This is a genomic window from Aeromonas sp. S41-2 (genome assembly GCF_027705845.1).
Lineage (GTDB): Bacteria > Pseudomonadota > Gammaproteobacteria > Enterobacterales > Aeromonadaceae > Aeromonas > Aeromonas hydrophila.
In genome coordinates, this window is record NZ_JAPDCG010000007.1 from 12,331 (window position 1) to 30,720 (window position 18,390).

Here is an 18,390-nt window from a genome sequence, read left to right on the forward strand (position 1 = left end):
GGCGCCCACGTCAATTCTCGAACAATAAGAGCGAGCTCTTACTCTTCGTCCAGCTCGATGTTGATACCCAGAGAGCGGATTTCCTTCAGCAATACGTTGAAGGATTCGGGCATGCCCGGCTCCATACGGTGGTCGCCATCCACGATGTTCTTGTACATCTTGGTACGGCCGTTCACATCGTCAGACTTGACGGTCAGCATCTCCTGCAGGGTATATGCCGCACCGTAAGCCTCCAGGGCCCACACTTCCATCTCACCGAAACGCTGACCACCGAACTGTGCCTTACCACCCAGCGGCTGCTGGGTAACCAGGCTGTAAGAACCGGTAGAACGCGCGTGCATCTTGTCGTCTACCAGGTGGTTCAGCTTCAGCATGTACATGTAACCCACGGTGACCTTACGCTCGAAGGCGTTACCGGTACGACCGTCGAACAGGGCGATCTGACCGGATTCCGGCAGGTCGGCCAGCTTCAGCAGGGCCTTGATTTCACGCTCTTTGGCGCCATCAAAGACCGGCGTTGCTACCGGCAGACCCTTGCGCAGGTTACCGACCAGGGTACGTACGTCGTCGTCGGACAGCTCGGCCACGTTCACTTGCTGGGTGTCTTTCTCGCCCAGGTCATAGACCTGTTGCAGGAAGTCACGCATCTCGTGCAGTTCGCGCTGTTCCTTGACCATGCGGTCGATCTTCTCGCCGATACCCTTGGCCGCGAGGCCCAAGTGCACTTCGAGGATCTGACCGATGTTCATACGGGACGGTACGCCCAACGGGTTCAGAACGATGTCGACCGGACGGCCGTACTCGTCATGGGGCATATCCTCGACCGGACAGATCTTGGAGATAACACCCTTGTTACCGTGACGACCCGCCATCTTGTCACCCGGCTGGATGCGACGCTTGACGGCCAGATAGACCTTGACGATCTTCAGTACGCCCGGCGCCAGGTCATCGCCCTGGATGATCTTGCGACGCTTGTTCTCGAATTTCTTGTCGAACTCGGCCTTCAGCTCAACGTGCTGTTCAGCGATCTGTTCCAGCTCGATTTGCTTGGCTTCATCTTCGATGGCCAGTTCAAACCACTTGGAGCGATCGAGCTTGTTCAGACGGTCTTCGCTGTAACCGGCGGCCAGCAGCAGGTTGCGGGAGCGGCCGAAAATGCCGTCTTCCAGGATCTTGAACTCTTCGGTCAAGTCCTTCTTCGCTTCCTTCAGCTGCATCTCTTCAATTTCTTTGGCGCGCTTGTCTTTTTCCACGCCATCGCGGGTAAAGACCTGCACGTCAACCACGGTACCGTACACACCGTTCGGCACACGCAGGGAGGAGTCCTTCACGTCGGACGCCTTCTCACCGAAGATGGCGCGCAGCAGCTTCTCTTCCGGCGTCAGCTGGGTTTCACCTTTCGGCGTTACCTTACCGACCAGAATGTCGCCGCCCTTCACTTCGGCACCCACGTAGACGATACCGGACTCGTCCAGCTTGGACAGAGCGGCTTCACCCACGTTCGGGATGTCAGCAGTGATCTCTTCCGGACCCAGCTTGGTGTCACGGGAGATACAGGCCAGTTCCTGGATGTGAATGGTGGTCAGGCGATCTTCCTGAACAACACGCTCGTTCACCAGGATCGAGTCTTCGAAGTTGTAACCGTTCCACGGCATGAACGCGACGCGCAGGTTCTGACCCAGCGCCAGTTCACCCAGGTCGGTAGACGGGCCGTCAGCCAGCACATCGCCCGCCATCACCGGCTCGCCCAACATCACGCACGGACGCTGGTTGATACAGGTGTTCTGGTTGGAACGGGTGTATTTGGTCAGGCTGTAGATGTCGATGCCGGCTTCGCCAGGCAGCAGCTCATCTTCGTTGACCTTAATAACGATACGGGAGGCATCGACGTAGTCGATCATACCGCCACGCTTGGCCACTACGGTAACACCGGAGTCAACGGCCACAGCGCGTTCCATACCGGTACCAACCAGCGGCTTGTCAGCGCGCAGAGTCGGTACAGCCTGACGTTGCATGTTTGAACCCATCAATGCGCGGTTCGCGTCATCGTGTTCCAGGAACGGGATCAGGGCCGCTGCCACAGATACGATCTGCTGCGGGCTCACGTCCATATACTGGATCTGGTCGGCGTTCATAAAGGTGGATTCACCTTTGTGACGGCACGGGATCAATTCATCTTTCAGACGGCCATCTTCGGTGGTCGCGGCGTTAGCCTGTGCGATCACGTACTTGCCTTCTTCAATAGCAGACAGATAGTCCACTTCGTCGGTGATCACACCGTCAATGACCTTACGGTACGGGGTCTCAAGGAAACCGTACTCGTTGGTACGAGAGTACACGGACAGCGAGTTGATCAGACCGATGTTCGGACCTTCAGGCGTTTCGATGGGGCACAGACGACCGTAGTGGGTCGGGTGTACGTCTCGAACTTCAAAGCCGGCACGCTCACGAGTCAAACCGCCCGGGCCCAGCGCGGAAATACGGCGCTTGTGGGTCACTTCGGACAGCGGGTTGTTCTGGTCCATGAACTGGGACAGCTGGCTGGAACCAAAGAACTCTTTGACTGCGGCGGAGATCGGCTTGGCGTTGATCAGATCCTGCGGCATCAGGGTGTCCAGGTCGCCCAGGGAGAGACGCTCCTTGACCGCACGCTCGACACGCACCAGACCGACGCGGAACTGGTTTTCAGCCATTTCACCGACAGAACGGATACGACGGTTGCCCAGGTGGTCGATATCGTCCACCTCGTCATTGCCGTTACGGATGTCGATCAGGCGCTTCATCACATCGACGATGTCGTCTTTGGTCAGAGTACCCACGCCAGTCTCGTCTTCACGAGCCAGACGGCGGTTGAACTTCATCCGACCTACGGTAGACAGGTCGTAACGCTCGGAAGAGAAGAACAGGTTCTCGAACAGCTGCTCTGCGGCTTCGCGAGTCGGCGGCTCACCCGGACGCATCATGCGATAGATTTCGACCAGCGCTTCCAGGCGGCTGGAGCTGGAGTCGATACGCAGGGTCTCGGACATGTAGGCACCGTGATCCAGTTCATTGGTGAACAGAACCTCGAAGTGCTTGAAGCCGGCTTGGGAGAGGTTGGCTACCGCTTCCAGGCTCAGCGCCTGGTTGGCAGTCACTACCATCTCGCCAGTTTGCGGATGTGCGTAGTCCTTGGCAGCAACTTTGCCAACAACATACTCAACCGGTACCTCAATCTGGGTAACGGAATCTTTTTCCAACTGACGGATGTGACGCGCAGTCACTCGACGACCGGTCTCAACCACCACGGCGCCATTGGCCACGATGTCAAAGGTCGCAGTTTCACCACGCAGGCGCTCCGGCACCAGATCCATCATCAACTTGCCATCTTTGACTTCGAAACCGATGGTTTCGAAGAAGGTGGCCAGAATCTGTTCGGAACTGAAATCCAGGGCACGCAGAATAATGGATGCCGGCAGTTTACGACGACGGTCGATACGGACAAACAGGTTGTCTTTCGCATCGAACTCGAAGTCCAGCCAGGAGCCACGGTAGGGAATAACGCGCGCGTTATACAGCACCTTACCGGATGAATGTGTTTTGCCTTTATCGTGGTCGAAGAAGACGCCCGGGCTACGATGCAGCTGGGAGACGATTACCCGCTCGGTACCATTGATAACAAAGGTGCCGTTCTCGGTCATGAGCGGAATTTCGCCCATGTATACTTCTTGTTCCTTGATGTCTTTGACGGTGCCGGCAGCTGCTTCACGGTCGTACAGAACCATACGAAGCTTGACACGCAGCGGCGCGGAGTAGGTCACTCCACGGATCTGGCATTCTTTTACGTCAAATACCGGCTCACCCAGGCGATAGCTGACATACTGAAGCTCAGCACTACCGGAGTAACTGGTGATCGGGAAAACGCTACGGAAAGCGGCCTCTAGGCCATATTCACCTTCCGGGTCAGCCTCGATGAACTGCTTGAAGGAGTCCAGCTGAATGGACAACAGATAAGGCGTGTCCAGTACCTGGTCTCGCTTACCGAAGTCCTTACGAATGCGTTTTTTTTCGGTATAAGAGTAAACCATAGGGTTCCTCAGCTCGCTGATAAGTGACCCACTCTGTCCCACGGGACAGCTCTGTCTCAACACCGTTTTGTGTTGGCCCGGACGAATGAAAACAGTCCGGATTGCTGGTGCACCGAGAGTCGTAAACGGTGTGAAATGCTCTCAGTCTACAGCGCAAAAAGGCTGGTGAACAAAAATTCACCAGCCCTAGCCTGTTTTATCAGGCTAATCTACATAAATGCAGATTATTTGATCTCAACAGAAGCACCGGCAGCTTCCAGCTCTTTCTTCAGAGCTTCAGCTTCGTCTTTGGAGACGGCTTCTTTCAGGTTAGCCGGAGCAGCTTCTACCAGGTCTTTGGCTTCTTTCAGGCCCAGACCGGTGGCGCCACGAACGGCTTTGATGACGGCAACTTTGTTGGCACCGGCAGCAGTCAGAACTACGTCGAACTCGGTCTTCTCTTCTACTGCTTCAGCGGCCGGACCGGCAGCAACAGCAACAGCGGCAGAAACACCGAACTTCTCTTCCATAGCTTCGATCAGCTCAACAACTTCCATTACGGACATGGAAGCAACGGCTTCGATAATTTGGTCTTTAGTGATAGACATGACAAAAATTCCTGATGTTGAATAAACTCAAACAGCCTAAATAGGCGAGAATCAAGCAGCAGCTTGCTTCTGATCACGCACAGCAGCGATGGTACGAACCAGCTTGCCAGCAGAGGCTTCCTTCATGGTAGCCATCAACTTCGCAATTGCTTCGTCGTAGGTCGGCAGCGTGGCCAGACGATCAATTTGTGCTGCGGCGATAAACTCACCGTTAAAAGCGCCAGCCTTGATTTCGAACTTTTGGTTCGCTTTGGCAAACTCTTTGAACAGACGAGCGGCAGCGCCCGGGTGTTCGTTAGAGAAAGCAATCAAGGTAGGACCAGACAATACGTCGTTCAGGCAACCGAATTCGGTACCTTCAACTGCGCGACGCAGCAGGGTGTTACGCACAACGCGCATGTACACACCGGCTTCGCGAGCAGATTTACGCAGGCTGGTCATCTTCTCTACAGTCACGCCGCGAGAATCGGCTACAACTGCAGAAAGAGCGCCTTTGGCAGCTTCGTTGACTTCAGCAACAATTGCCTTTTTGTCTTCGAGTCCCAATGCCATTGGCTTAACTCCTGGATTGAATCCGGGTCTAGTTTGACCCAGTACTGACACATCCCCCCTACCTTTACAAACAGAGGGGAACGATGCGGTAGCAGGATTCCAGAAGAGAAAGAAATCTTTCTCGCTGGGTTTCCGGCACCGTCTACGCAGGAAGGATTAAGGCCTTGCAGCCACCTGCGGTCTTGGACGGAGGTCGAAACCCCCAACCAATCAAGGCGCAAAATTATAGATTAAATTTTGCGCCTTGTAAAATCCATCAATTAGGCCTGAGCTTCCAGAGAAGCTTGGTCTACGGCAACACCGGCACCCATGGTGGTGGAGATGCTGACTTTCTTGATGAATACACCCTTGGCAGAAGACGGCTTGGCCTTTTTCAGGGCAACCAGCAGAGCTTCCAAGTTTTCTTTCAGCTGAACTTCGTTGAAAGAAACCTTGCCCAGAGTGGTGTGAATGATACCGTTCTTGTCATTACGGTAACGAACCTGACCAGCCTTGGCGTTCTTGACAGCTTCGGCAACGTTAGGAGTTACAGTACCAACTTTCGGGTTCGGCATCAGGCCGCGCGGGCCCAGGATTTGACCCAGCTGACCAACAACGCGCATGGCATCCGGGGATGCGATAACTACGTCGAAGTTCATCTCGCCTTTCTTGACCAGATCGGCCAGCTCGTCCATACCAACCAGTTCAGCACCGGCAGCTTTGGCAGCTTCGGCGTTGGCACCTTGGGTGAATACGGCTACGCGTACTTCACGACCGGTACCGTGCGGCAGTACCGTTGCACCACGTACGTTTTGGTCGGATTTACGAGCATCGATACCCAGGTTAACGGCAACGTCAACGCTTTCAACGAACTTGGCAGTAGCCAGTTCTTTCAGCAGGGCAATGGCTTCGTTGATGGAGTACTCTTTGGTACCGTCAACTTTTTCGCGAATAACGCGCATACGCTTGGAAAGTTTTGCCATTGTCTTAATCCTCCACTACCAGGCCCATGGAACGAGCGGAGCCGGCGATGCAACGTACTTTTGCATCCAGATCGGCACCGGTCATATCCGGCTCTTTGGTCTTGGCGATTTCTTGCAGCTGAGCCACAGTCACCTTACCAACCTTGTCTTTGTTCGGCTTGGCAGAACCAGACTGGATACCAGCAGCTTTCTTCAGCAGGAAGGAAGCGGGCGGAGTCTTGGTTTCGAAGGTGAAGGAACGGTCGCTGTAAACGGTGATCACGACCGGAGTCGGTGAGCCTTTTTCCAGCTTTTCTGTACGGGCGTTGAACGCCTTACAGAATTCCATGATGTTCACACCGTGCTGACCCAGAGCAGGACCAACGGGAGGGCTGGGGTTAGCACTGCCAGCCTTAACTTGCAGCTTGATATAAGCTGTGACTTTCTTAGCCATTACAAAAATACCTCAGAAATGGGTTCTAACGCCTCGGAGACATGCTCCTGCAAACGGCTCCCCAACTAATAAAGGGGCAGCGAATTATAATGACATTCGCTGCCCCTGACAACCGTTAACGAACAGAGTTTAATCAGCCCTTTTCGACCTGACCAAAATCCAGCTCTACCGGTGTAGAACGACCGAAGATCAAAACGGAGACCTTCACGCGGCTCTTTTCGTAGTCCACCTCTTCAACAGTACCATTGAAATCAGCGAACGGACCATCGGCAACCCGCACCATTTCACCCGGTTCAAACAGGGTTTTCGGACGCGGCTTGTCGTGGGCATCTTGCAGACGATTGAGGATGGCATCCGCTTCTTTATCAGAGATAGGAGCAGGACGATCAGAGGTGCCACCAATGAAGCCCATGACGCGCGGTACGTTGCGTACCAGGTGCCATGTGGTCTCATCCATGATCATCTGAACCAGGACGTAGCCCGGGAAAAACTTGCGCTCACTCTTGCGCTTCTGGCCAGCGCGCATCTCGACCACTTCTTCGGTCGGGACCAGCACTTCACCGAACATGTCTTCCATGCCATGCATCTTGATATGTTCACGCAGGGATTTGGCAACACGGCCTTCATAGCCGGAAAACGCCTGCACCACATACCATCTCATACGTTGTTCACGTTGTTCAGTCATGGCTTATCCTTACACACCGGTAATCAGGTTGACCAACCAGACCAAGGCACCGTCCAGAATGAACAGCAACAGCCCCATCACGGCAGTCACCGCCAGCACAATCAGGGTTGTCTGAATGGCTTCCTGGCGGGTCGGCCATACGACCTTGCGGACTTCCAGGCGAGACTCACGGGCAAATGCCAGTGTCGCCTTTCCCTTGGTGGTTTGCAGGGCTACTGCACCGGCAGCAGCAATGACAACGACCACACCCAGGGCGCGGACGGCAGCGACGACATCGTTGAGCAGGTAATTACCCACTACAGCGGCCGCCAGGATAATGAAAACCAGGCCCCAAAGCAGGGTATCCTTGCTTCCGCCCTGGCTCTCAGAACTAACACTCATACAACCCACCTGTATCTGACGTAACCAAAGACACAAAAGCCCCGTACGAGACGAGGTATATGGCAGGGGCGGCAGGACTCGAACCCGCAACCATCGGTTTTGGAGACCGCTGTTCTACCAATTCGAACTACGCCCCTGCATAAGAAAGCCCCTATTATAGGGGCTTTGCTTTATTTATGTAAGCCAAAGATTAAGCGATAACTTTAGCTACAACACCAGCACCTACGGTACGGCCACCTTCACGGATGGCGAAACGCAGGCCGTCGTCCATCGCGATCGGCGCAATCAGGGTAACAACCATCTTGATGTTGTCGCCCGGCATTACCATCTCTACGCCTTCCGGCAGTTCGATGGTACCGGTCACGTCAGTAGTACGGAAGTAGAACTGCGGACGGTAGCCTTTGAAGAACGGGGTGTGACGACCACCTTCTTCTTTGGACAGCACGTACACTTCAGATTCAAACTTGGTGTGCGGCTTGATGGTGCCCGGCTTGGCCAGTACCTGACCACGCTCTACGTCTTCACGCTTCACGCCACGCAGCAGTGCACCGATGTTCTCGCCTGCACGACCTTCGTCCAGCAGTTTGCGGAACATTTCAACGCCGGTACAGGTGGTCTTGGTGGTATCTTTGATACCCACGATTTCCACTTCTTCACCAACTTTGACGATACCGCGCTCTACACGACCGGTTACTACGGTACCACGGCCAGCGATGGAGAATACGTCTTCGATAGGCATCAGGAACGGCAGGTCGATGGCACGCTCCGGCTCCGGAATGTAGGTGTCCAGGTGGCCAGCCAGTTCCAGGATCTTCTCTTCCCACTGAGCTTCGCCTTCCAGCGCTTTCAGTGCGGAACCACGTACTACCGGCAGATCATCACCCGGGAAGTCGTACTCGGACAGCAGTTCGCGAACTTCCATCTCGACCAGTTCCAGCAGCTCTTCGTCATCTACCATGTCACACTTGTTCATGAACACGATGATGTACGGAACGCCTACCTGACGACCCAGCAGGATGTGCTCACGAGTCTGCGGCATCGGGCCGTCAGTCGCTGCTACTACCAGGATCGCGCCGTCCATCTGGGCAGCACCGGTGATCATGTTTTTAACGTAGTCGGCGTGACCCGGGCAGTCTACGTGCGCGTAGTGGCGGGTAGCGGTGTCGTATTCTACGTGGGAGGTGTTGATGGTGATACCACGCTCACGCTCTTCCGGTGCCTTGTCGATCTGGTCGAAGGCGAAAGCCTTACCACCGAAGTGCTTGGCCAGCACGTTGGTGATAGCGGCAGTCAGGGTGGTTTTACCGTGGTCAACGTGGCCGATGGTACCCACGTTAACGTGCGGTTTATTACGCTCAAATTTTTCTTTAGACATGATCGTCCCTCTAAACTAACGCTGAGTACGCGGTGGCAAGCTAACCACAGAACAGTTTATATGATGGATTTGAATCTGGTGGGGAAGAGAGGCGGGTGCTGACAGGCAGGTTCGATTGCCGAACTCACCCTAAGGTGTGGCTCTGCTATCGCCTGAGCCGTATCAGCATCTTGGAGCGGGCAGCGGGAATCGAACCCGCATCATCAGCTTGGAAGGCTGAGGTAATAGCCATTATACGATGCCCGCATTTCTCTAACCCAAAGAACTCAAACCGCAGAGAAATATGGTGGAGGGAGAAGGATTCGAACCTTCGAAGGCAGAGCCGTCAGATTTACAGTCTGATCCCTTTGGCCGCTCGGGAACCCCTCCAGTTGCATAAATGCCACAACGGTAATTCTGCTTGCACCCGTTGTTTTATCGCTTTTGCTGGGCAAATAGACGACAGACATCTAAGCGTCGCGCATTTTATGGTAAGCATTTTGGGGATGCAACCATTGCGCCTTGCAAAATGTGCATTATTGCCGGGAACCAGGCAAAAAAGGACTCACTCTCCGCTCGAAACCGTCGCTTCTCTTGTCGCTCCCCACCCCTTGGTGTATGGTCGCCCTGCCCAAGAAACAGTGATGACACCATGACGACAGAGCATAACCCCTATCTGCAATTCACCCGCGAACAATGGGCGTTATTGCGCGACTCGGTCCCTTTGACCCTGACCGAGCACGATCTGCAGACCCTGCGCGGGATCAATGAAAAGGTGTCATTGCAGGAGGTGGAAGAGATCTACCTGCCCCTCTCCCGCCTGCTCAACCTCTACGTCAAGGCCAAGCAGCGCCGCAGCCGGGTACTGGAACAGTTTCTCGGTCAGTCCCGCGGCAAGGGTACCTACATCATCAGCATCGCCGGCAGCGTGGCGGGGGGCAAGAGCACCACGGCGCGCATCATGCAGGCGTTGCTGGAGCGCTGGCCGGAACACCCGCGGGTCGAGCTGGTCACCACCGACGGCTTTCTCTATCCCAACAAGGTGCTGGAAGAGCGCGGCCTGATGCGCCGCAAGGGCTTCCCGGAATCCTACGACATCCGTCATCTGGTGGAATTTGTCGCCAACATCCGCGCCGGCCACGAAAAGGTCGAGGCGCCCGTCTACTCCCACCTTATCTACGACATCATCCCTGACGAGAAGAAGGTGGTGGAGCAGCCGGACATCCTGATCCTCGAAGGGCTCAATGTACTGCAGAGCGGCATGGATTATCCGCAGGAGCCTCACCGGGTCTTCGTCTCCGATTTCGTCGACTTCTCCATCTATGTGGATGCAGAGGCCGAGCTGCTGCGCACCTGGTATATCGAGCGCTTCCTCAAGTTCCGCAGCGGCGCCTTCTCGGATCCCGACTCCTACTTCCACCACTACGCCAAACTGGCGGAGAGCGAAGCGACCAAGATTGCCAACAACATCTGGCAAGATATCAACTATCTGAATTTGAAAGAGAACATACTGCCGACCAGGGAGCGGGCCAACCTGATCCTGACCAAGGGCAACGAGCACGCCATCGAGCAGATCAAGCTGCGCAAGTAGCGGCTACCAACACGAATCACAATGAAGAGGGGGCCCGCAGGCCCCCTCTTCTATTCATGACGATCGCCACTGCCTTTAGTCTCCCCGGCGCAGGGAGATCTCGCCGCCCAGGTAGAACTTGATCCCCTCTGCGGTCTCCAGCCGCAGGGCGCCGCGATCATCGATGCCGCGCGCCACGCCGCGGATCTCCTGCTCGCCCATCAGCAGCCGCACCGGCCGGCCGGCGAAGTGATCGAGCCGGTTCCAGTCCGCCACAAAGCTGGCGAGACCACTCTGCTCGAAGGTGAGCATGGCCTGCTGCAGGTGGTCGAGCACCCGGCCGGCCAGCAGATTGCGGTCCACCAGTTCCGGCTGGATGTGGCGCAGTTCGGACCAGGCCTGATCGATCCGCTCCCCCTCCCGGCTCGGCATCGCCAGATTGAGGCCGACCCCGATCACCAGATGGCAGCTGGCACCGGCACTGCCGCTCATCTCCACCAGAATGCCCGCCAGTTTGCGGCCCTGATAATAGAGGTCATTCGGCCATTTCAGCTCCACCCCCGGATAACCGAGGGATTCCAGCGCCTGCACCACGGCCACGCCGACCGCCAGACTCAGCCCCATGGCGGCCGCCATGCCCTGCTCGAGCCGCCAGTACATGCTGAGGATCAGCTGGCATCCGAAGGGGGAGACCCAGGGCTTGCCGCGGCGGCCACGACCGGCGGTCTGGCACTCGGCCAGGCAGCTCTCGCCGGAGCTCAGCTGATTGACCCGCTCCAGCAGGTACTGGTTGGTGGAGTCGATGACCGGAAAGCAGTGTACCGGCGCCATCGGCGCCAACGCCTGCAACTGCGCCTCGTCATAGAGCGCCATCGGCACCGCCAGCCGATAACCCTTGCCGGTCAGGCTGAACAGGTCCAGCCCCAGCTCCTTGAGCGCGGCCATGTGCTTGCTGACCGCCGCCCGGCTGATACCGAGCTGCTCACCCAGTTGTTCGCCGGAGTGAAACTGGCCGTCGCTGAGCAGGGTGATCAGGGTCTGTCTGATGGGGGTCAGGGTCATGAGAGTATCTCGTCGAGCCAGGTTTCACCGCTGCGCCCCATGAAGCGCACCTCGTGCTCCAGCAGCACGCCGAATTTCTGCTCCACGCTGTCGCGTACGTGAGCCGCCAGGGCGATCAGCTCCATGGCGCTGGCTCCGCCCAGGTTGACCAGCACCAGGGCCTGCTCCTGATGCACGGCGGCGCGGCCGATGGCAAAGCCCTTGAGGCCGCACTGATCGATGAGCCAACCCGCGGCCAGCTTGGCCTGCCCGTCAGCGGTCGGGTAACAGGGCATGTGCGGATATTGCTGCTTGAGCTGGTCGGCCTGCGCCGTCGTCACCACGGGGTTCTTGAAGAAGCTGCCGGCATTGCCGAGCACGGCCGGATCCGGCAGCTTGGCCAGGCGGGTGGCGCAGACGGTGTCGAAGATGGCCTGCGCCGTGGGCTGCTCACCGAGCGCGGCCAGCGGGCCATAACCCGCCACCGGCTGCCAGGCCTTGGCGAGGCGCAGCCCGACGGCGGTGATGAAGTGGCTGTCCTGACAGGCGTGCTTGAAGATGCTGTCGCGATAGCCGAATCCGCAGGCGGCCGCCTCGATGCGCTCCAGCTGGCCACTCTGCCAGTTGAACGCCTCCACATAGGCGCAGACACTGGCCAGCTCGACCCCGTAGGCACCGATATTCTGCACCGGGGCGGCCCCGACCGTGCCCGGGATCAGCGCCAGGTTCTCGAGCCCGAACCAGCCCTGCTGCAGGCTATGGCACACCAGCTCATGCCAGTTCTCGCCGGCCGCCACGTGCAGCAACCAGTGATCCCCCTCGTCGTGCAGCGTTATCCCCTTGAGCCGGTTGAGCACTACGACACCGGCGAAGTCATCGCAAAACAGCACGTTGCTGCCACCGCCCAGCACCAGCCGCGGCAAGCCGGCCAGCTCGGGGTTGGCCACCAGTTGCGGCAGATCGTCGATCCGTTCCACTTCGGCCAGCCAGCGGCAATGGGCATCGAGGGCGAGGGTGTTGAGCGTCAACAAGGAGGCGTAAGGGGTGAGTTTCATCTGCGTGTCCCGACAATGGCAAGCGGGCAGTCTACCTTATATTGCCGCCGGACGAAAAATCCGCCCCCCTTTTCGGACTCATGCCGCAGGAGTAGAGTATCCGGCTCCGACGCTTGAGGAAGTACTCATGAACAACCAATTTGCCGTCATCGGCCTGGGGCTGTTTGGCAGCGCCCTGTGTGAAGAGCTGCAACGGCAGGATGCCGAGGTGCTGGCGATAGACATCGACGAGAGCAAGACCCGTCAGATAGCCACTCTCTGCAACCACGTCATCGTCGCCGATGCCACCGACGAGGCCACGGTGGCCGAGCTGGGGCTGGCCGACTTCGACATCGTCTTCGTCGCCATCGGTGACAACCTCGAGACCAGCATCCTCACCACCCTCGTCCTCAAGGAAGCCGGCGTGAAGAAGGTGTGGGTCAAGGCGCGCGACAAGTTCCACGCCAAGATCCTGCAGAAGGTGGGAGCCGACAAGGTGATCAACCCGGAGTGGGACATGGGCCGCCGGGTCGCCCAGAGCATGCTGGACAACCGGCTGTTCGACTATCTGGAACTGGGCCACGACATGGTGCTGACCGAATTCGTCATCGGTTTGCCGCAAAATGGCCGCACCCTCGCCGACCTGCATCTGCTGCAACAGACCGAACTGCAACTGCTGGCTATCAAGCGCGGCCAGGTGCTGCACAACGTGCTGACCGGCAAGATGGAGCTGCAACTGGGTGACATCCTGATCCTGGCGGGCAACAAGCACGCCATCGACCACTGGCTGGAAACCCTATGACCCGCTGGCGTAGCAACTACGCCTTCGCCCTGCACCGGGACGACGAGTCGCGCTGGAGCGAAGCCAAGCTGATCCTCGGCAGCTTCCTGATCATCCTGCTGGTCGGCACCCTGTTTCTGGTGCAGCCCTCCAGCCACAACGGCGAAGTGAGTTTCATCAATGCCCTGTTCACCGCCACCTCGGCCATCAGCGTGACCGGGCTCGGGGTGGTGGATACCGGCACCGCCTTCACCCTGCAGGGGCAGATTTTTTTGCTGATGCTGATGGAGATTGGCGGCCTCGGCCAGATGACCATGACCCTGCTGCTGATCGCCATGTTCAGCAAGCGGGTCGGTCTGCGCCAGCAGGTGCTGGCCAAGGAGGCGCTGGGCCAGGAGGGGTCGGTCAACATCATCCAGCTGGTGAAGCGGATCGTGCTGTTCGCCTTCATCGCCCAGCTCATCGGCACCGGCCTGATGGCCATCCGCTGGGTACCCGAGCTCGGCTGGGAGCGTGGCCTCTACGTCAGCTTCTTCCACGCGGTCTCGGCCTTCAACAACGCCGGCTTCTCGCTGTTCGCCAACAATCTCATGGACTACAGAGACGACCCCATCATCAGCCTGACCATAGCCGCGCTGATCATTCTGGGGGGGATCGGCTTCACCGTCATCGTCGACCTGGTGCGCAACCGTCGCTGGCGCAAGCTCAAGCTGCACAGCAAGCTGATGCTGATCATGACCCCGGGCCTGCTGCTGCTGGGCACCCTGATGTTCTGGCTGCTGGAGCACAACAACCCGGGCACCCTCGGCAAGGCCTCCTTCGGCGGTCAGTGGCTGGCAGCCTTCTTCCAGTCCACCAGCGCCCGTACCGCCGGTTTCAACTCCATCGACATCGGCCAGATGGTGCCCGCCTCCCTGCTGTTCATGATGATGCTGATGTTTGTCGGGGCCGGCGCCACCTCCACCGGGGGCGGCATCAAGGTGACCACCTTCGCGGTAGTGCTGCTGGCGACCAAGGCGTTTCTGACCAAGCGCCCCCATGTCACCGCCTTCGGCCGCACCCTGTCACCCCAGATAGTGACCCGATCGCTGGCCATCATCATCGTCAGCACCATGGTGCTGATGTTGGCCATGTTCCTGCTGATGCTCACCGAGCAGCAGTCCTTCGACAAGATCATGTTCGAGACCATCTCGGCGTTTGCCACCGTGGGGCTCTCCACCGGCATCACCGCCGGTCTGAGTGAACCGGGCAAGCTGATCCTGGTGCTGGTGATGATCTGCGGCCGTCTCGGTCCGCTGACCTTGGCCTTCATGCTGGCCCGCCCGAGCGAGACCCGCATCAAGTATCCGGAAGAAGCCGTCTACACCGGCTGATGACCGTTGGTCGTTACGCCGATAAAAAGAGAGGGGCCATCATAGCCCCTCTCTTTTTTTCCTGCCGACACCCAATGGTCAGGCCGCCTGGCCTTTGGTCGTCCGCTTGCCCGTGCTCCTGCCTGCACTTCTGCCTGAACTCTTGCGAGGCGCAGCGCCACCAGCAACCGGACTCTTGGGCTTGGTGAAGCGGCGCTTGTCGGCTCCGGGCGCCGCCTTGAGCAGGGCGCTGAAGCTGGCCCCCGAATCCTGTCTGGCTCCGTCGATCAGGCCGTTCAACTGCTCGGTCAGCGGCCCCATGAATTGCTGATAGCTCGTCTGCCGCTCGGCAATCCGGCCGAGATGCTGTTCCCACAACGCCGTCATGTCAGGGGTGGTCGCCGTGGCAGGCAGCGCCTGAATGAGAGCCCGCCCGGTCGGGGTCGCCTTGATACTCTTGCCCTGGCGCACCAGAAAACGGCGCTTGAACAGCAGATCGATGATGCCCGCCCGGGTCGCCTCGGTGCCGAGACCGTCGGTCTCGCGCAGGGTCTTGCGGATCTCGGGATCCTGCACATAGCGGGCGATGCCGGTCATGGCGGCCAGCAGAGTGGCATCGGTGAACGACTTGGGCGGCTGGGTCATCTTTTCCTGCAGCTCCCCCCGCTCGCACAGCAGCTGCTCGCCCTTGCGCAGGGCCGGCAGGGTCCCCGCCTCCTCCTCATCATCTTCCTCCACCCCGAGCAGCGCCTTCCAGCCCGCCTTGAGGATCCGCCGCGCCTTGGCCTGGAACAGCCCGCCAGCGATACGCAGCAGCACCTTGCTGTCGTTGTACTCGAACGGCGGGTAGAACTGCAGCAGGTATTGACGGGCAATCAGACCGTAAAGCTTCGCCTCGTCAGCCCCCAGCGTGGCCGGGTTGCCCTGCTTCTCGGTGGGGATGATGGCGTGGTGAGCGTCCACCTTGCTGTCGTTCCACGCCTTGCTGCGGATCTTGCCGTCCGCCTCGCTCACCGCCTTGGCCAGCGCCGGCGCCGTGCTGGCGATGGCCTCCCGTACCTGGCCGGCCCGGTTGAAGTGATCGCTCGGCAGATGACGGCTGTCGGATCGCGGGTAGGTAATCAGCTTGTGGCGCTCGTAGAGCCCCTGGCAGACGTCCAGCACCCGTTTGGCGTCCATGCCGAACCGCTTGGCGGCATCGATCTGCAGGCTGGAGAGGTTGTAGGGCAGCGGCGCCGCCTGCTTGCGGGCCTGCTCCTCCACCTCTTCCACCAGTGCGGGTTGACCCTGGATCCGCTCCACCACCTTGGCGGCCAGCGCCCGGCTGAGCACTCGCCCCTCCTCGTCCTGCCAGGGCAGACAGGCCTCGGACGGCAACCACTTGGCAGTGAAGCGCTCGTTGCCTTCGGTCTGTAGATGGGCCAGCACCTCGAAGAAGGGCTTGGGCACGAAGGCTTCTATCTCGAGATCCCGCCGTACCACCAGCCCCAGCAGCGGCGTCTGCACCCGGCCGACCGACAGCAGCTCGCTGCAACCCCCCTTGCGGCCAAGCAGGGTATAGGCGCGGGTCATGTTGATGCCGTAGAGCCAGTCGGCCCGGCTGCGGGCCAGCGCCGACACCGCCAGCGGCACGAACTCCTTGTTGTCCCTGAGCTTGTCGAGGGCACGCCGCACCGCCGGCGGGTTGAGATCGCTGATGAGACAACGCAGCACCGGCCTGGTTTTGCCATAGCCGAGGAAATCGATCACCTCGTCCACCAGCAGCTGCCCCTCCCGGTCCGGGTCACCGGCGTTGACCACGCAGTCGGCCTGCTTGAGCAGGCGCTTGATGACGGTGAGCTGGGTCTTGGTCTTCGGCTTGGCCACCAGCTGCCACTGGCTCGGGACGATAGGCAGCGACTCCATGCGCCACTGCTTGTAGGCGGCGTCATAGGCATCGGGCTCGGCCTGCTCCAGCAGATGGCCGATGCACCAGGTCACCACATCACCCTGCGCGGTTTCGATAAAACCGTCCCCCTTCTTGTGGGGCTTGGGCAGCACGTCGGCAATGGCACGTCCCAGACTGGGCTTCTCGGCGATGAAGAGTCGCATGGCAAACACCTGAACACTGTATATGTGAACAGTATATAACGGGCCCCGGGCAAAGCCCAAGCCCTCCCCGGGCGCGAGGCGACAGGCCCTTGCCGAGGCAGGAGCGATTGAGAGGGAGTGGCGGGCGGGTGCACAGCACCGCCGGGGCGTGGATGGCAGGCCCAGGCTGGCCATGCTTCAAACGAGGACGAAAGAGACGGTAAAATCGCAGGAAGTTAAATTAAATTCAATTAAATGATAAATTACAAAATAATAAATGCATTTAAAATAACAATACAAAATATAAATCATGATAGAGGTCAATCAACTACCTCTCCATGGATACTACTATATTGGTAATATTTGATCGTAGGAAAACGCCGTCATGCTTGGAAAATTGTTGAGAAAAACCTGGTTCTGGCTACTGCTGCTCGGAGCCCTCTTGGGCGTTGCAGCGCTGGGGGTCACGGTGACCGTCATGCACAAGACCAGCTCCACCGAGTTCTGCGTCTCCTGTCACTCCATGCAGACCCCGCTGGCCGAGTATCAGGGCAGCGTCCACTTCCAGAACGTGAAGGGCATCCGCGCCGAGTGCGCAGACTGCCACATTCCGGGTGATCCCACCTCCTATCTGTGGACCAAGATCCGCGCCGTGAAAGACATCTATCACGAGGCTATCGGCACCCTCGACACGCCTGAGAAATACGAGGCCCACAAGCTGCGCATGGCACAGTCGGTGTGGGACGAGCTGAAGGCCAACGACTCCGCCACCTGCCGCAGCTGCCACAGCTACGCGGCGATGGACATCCTGGCCCAGCGCCCCAACGCCCGCGCCGAGCATCCGGTCGCCATCAAGGAGGGCCAGACCTGCATCGACTGCCATCGCGGCGTCGCCCACATCATGCCCGACATGAGCGGCCTGGCCGCCGCCGGTGCCAGCGAGCTGGCCCAGGCCGCCGCCCAGACCCCGGCCAGGGTCACCACCCGTTACGCCATCGCCACCACCCCGCTCTATCTGGATGCCAACGCCAAGACAGACGAAGGCACCCTGATGCCCTCCACCCAGGTGGAAGTGCTGGCCAACGACAACGGCCGCGCCCAGGTGCGCATCGACGGCTGGCAGCAGGACGGGGTGAGCGAGGTGTTCTACGCCGCTCCCGGCAAGCGCATCCTGAGCACCCTGCTCGGCGACAAGGCCAAGGCGCAGCTCACCACCGGCAAGAGCGAAACCGACAGCGCCACCAACCTTACCTGGCATCAGGTCAGCCTGATCGCCTGGGTGGATCAGAGCCAGCTCATCGGCGATCAGGGCAAGCTGTGGCAGTACGCCTCCACCCTGATGTCCAACAACTGTACCGGCTGCCACGGCCTCACCGCACTGGATCACTTCAACGCCAACCAGTGGATCGGCGTCATCAAGGGGATGGAATCACGCACCTCCCTGACCCCGGAACAGGCACGCATGTTGACCCAATACGTCCAGAAACATGCCAGTGACATGAACGCGGCGCACTAAGGCTG

General features: G+C 58.8%; 15 protein-coding genes and 3 tRNA genes. 4 read left to right on the forward strand and 14 right to left on the reverse strand.

Annotated features, from left to right (window positions below; all coding sequences use genetic code 11):
* Positions 1–38: 38 nt before the first annotated feature.
* From rpoB to OKC44_RS16210, 11 genes are all read right to left on the reverse strand, one after another.
* The gene (rpoB, locus tag OKC44_RS16160; RefSeq protein WP_010635847.1) at positions 39–4,067 is read right to left on the reverse strand and encodes a DNA-directed RNA polymerase subunit beta; all 4,029 of its coding nucleotides are present in this window, start codon (positions 4,065–4,067) and stop codon (positions 39–41) included.
* 224 nt (positions 4,068–4,291) lie between these two features.
* The gene (gene rplL, locus OKC44_RS16165; protein WP_005341840.1) at positions 4,292–4,654 is read right to left on the reverse strand and encodes a 50S ribosomal protein L7/L12; all 363 of its coding nucleotides are present in this window, start codon (positions 4,652–4,654) and stop codon (positions 4,292–4,294) included.
* A gap of 51 nt (positions 4,655–4,705) precedes the next feature.
* Entirely contained in the window at positions 4,706–5,206 is a 501-nt protein-coding gene (gene rplJ, locus OKC44_RS16170; RefSeq protein WP_016352265.1) for a 50S ribosomal protein L10, read from the reverse strand.
* A 260-nt stretch (positions 5,207–5,466) separates the two neighbouring features.
* Complete coding sequence (gene rplA / locus OKC44_RS16175) at positions 5,467–6,168, reverse strand: 50S ribosomal protein L1 (RefSeq protein WP_016352266.1); 702 nt, start codon at positions 6,166–6,168, stop codon at positions 5,467–5,469.
* 4 nt (positions 6,169–6,172) lie between these two features.
* Entirely contained in the window at positions 6,173–6,601 is a 429-nt protein-coding gene (gene rplK / locus OKC44_RS16180; RefSeq protein ID WP_016352267.1) for a 50S ribosomal protein L11, read from the reverse strand.
* Between the two features lie 133 nt (positions 6,602–6,734).
* Positions 6,735–7,286, reverse strand: coding sequence for a transcription termination/antitermination protein NusG (gene nusG / locus OKC44_RS16185; RefSeq protein WP_005306318.1), 552 nt, complete (start codon positions 7,284–7,286; stop codon positions 6,735–6,737).
* A gap of 9 nt (positions 7,287–7,295) precedes the next feature.
* A complete protein-coding gene (secE, locus tag OKC44_RS16190; protein ID WP_011707705.1) occupies positions 7,296–7,667 on the reverse strand; it encodes a preprotein translocase subunit SecE in 372 nt (123 codons plus the stop codon).
* A 60-nt stretch (positions 7,668–7,727) separates the two neighbouring features.
* A tRNA-Trp gene (locus OKC44_RS16195) sits at positions 7,728–7,804 on the reverse strand.
* A gap of 53 nt (positions 7,805–7,857) precedes the next feature.
* Entirely contained in the window at positions 7,858–9,042 is a 1,185-nt protein-coding gene (gene tuf, locus OKC44_RS16200; protein WP_011707694.1) for an elongation factor Tu, read from the reverse strand.
* 171 nt (positions 9,043–9,213) lie between these two features.
* Positions 9,214–9,288 (reverse strand) — tRNA-Gly (locus OKC44_RS16205).
* A 38-nt stretch (positions 9,289–9,326) separates the two neighbouring features.
* Positions 9,327–9,411: transfer RNA gene (locus OKC44_RS16210), tRNA-Tyr, on the reverse strand.
* Between the two features lie 262 nt (positions 9,412–9,673).
* On the opposite strand from OKC44_RS16210, the gene coaA reads away from it, so the two are divergent.
* Positions 9,674–10,612, forward strand: a complete 939-nt coding sequence (coaA, locus tag OKC44_RS16215; RefSeq protein ID WP_011707706.1) for a type I pantothenate kinase — start codon at positions 9,674–9,676, stop codon at positions 10,610–10,612.
* 75 nt (positions 10,613–10,687) lie between these two features.
* Here coaA and birA read toward each other — a convergent pair whose 3' ends face one another.
* Both birA and murB read right to left on the reverse strand, forming a co-directional pair.
* Positions 10,688–11,653 carry a bifunctional biotin--[acetyl-CoA-carboxylase] ligase/biotin operon repressor BirA gene (gene birA / locus OKC44_RS16220; RefSeq protein WP_024945204.1) on the reverse strand — a complete coding sequence of 322 codons (966 nt, stop codon included), beginning with the start codon at positions 11,651–11,653 and terminating at the stop codon, positions 10,688–10,690.
* A complete protein-coding gene (murB, locus tag OKC44_RS16225) occupies positions 11,650–12,687 on the reverse strand; it encodes a UDP-N-acetylmuramate dehydrogenase (RefSeq protein WP_270814096.1) in 1,038 nt (345 codons plus the stop codon). Before murB ends, birA begins: the two co-directional genes overlap by 4 nt.
* A 127-nt stretch (positions 12,688–12,814) precedes the next feature.
* Here murB and OKC44_RS16230 point away from each other — a divergent pair, with 127 nt between their 5' ends.
* Positions 12,815–13,468, forward strand: coding sequence for a potassium channel family protein (locus OKC44_RS16230; RefSeq protein WP_011707709.1), 654 nt, complete (start codon positions 12,815–12,817; stop codon positions 13,466–13,468).
* Entirely contained in the window at positions 13,465–14,820 is a 1,356-nt protein-coding gene (locus OKC44_RS16235) for a TrkH family potassium uptake protein (protein WP_011707710.1), read from the forward strand. The genes OKC44_RS16230 and OKC44_RS16235 overlap by 4 nt, the downstream gene beginning before the upstream one ends.
* Positions 14,821–14,898: 78 nt before the next feature.
* Here the strand turns inward: OKC44_RS16235 and OKC44_RS16240 are convergent, their stop codons facing one another.
* On the reverse strand, positions 14,899–16,890 hold the full coding sequence (locus tag OKC44_RS16240) for a DNA topoisomerase III (protein WP_270814098.1): 1,992 nt from the start codon (positions 16,888–16,890) through the stop codon (positions 14,899–14,901).
* A gap of 364 nt (positions 16,891–17,254) precedes the next feature.
* Here OKC44_RS16240 and OKC44_RS16245 point away from each other — a divergent pair, with 364 nt between their 5' ends.
* Positions 17,255–18,385, forward strand: a complete 1,131-nt coding sequence (locus OKC44_RS16245) for a NapC/NirT family cytochrome c (RefSeq protein ID WP_270814101.1) — start codon at positions 17,255–17,257, stop codon at positions 18,383–18,385.
* The last annotated feature ends 5 nt before the right edge of the window (positions 18,386–18,390 follow it).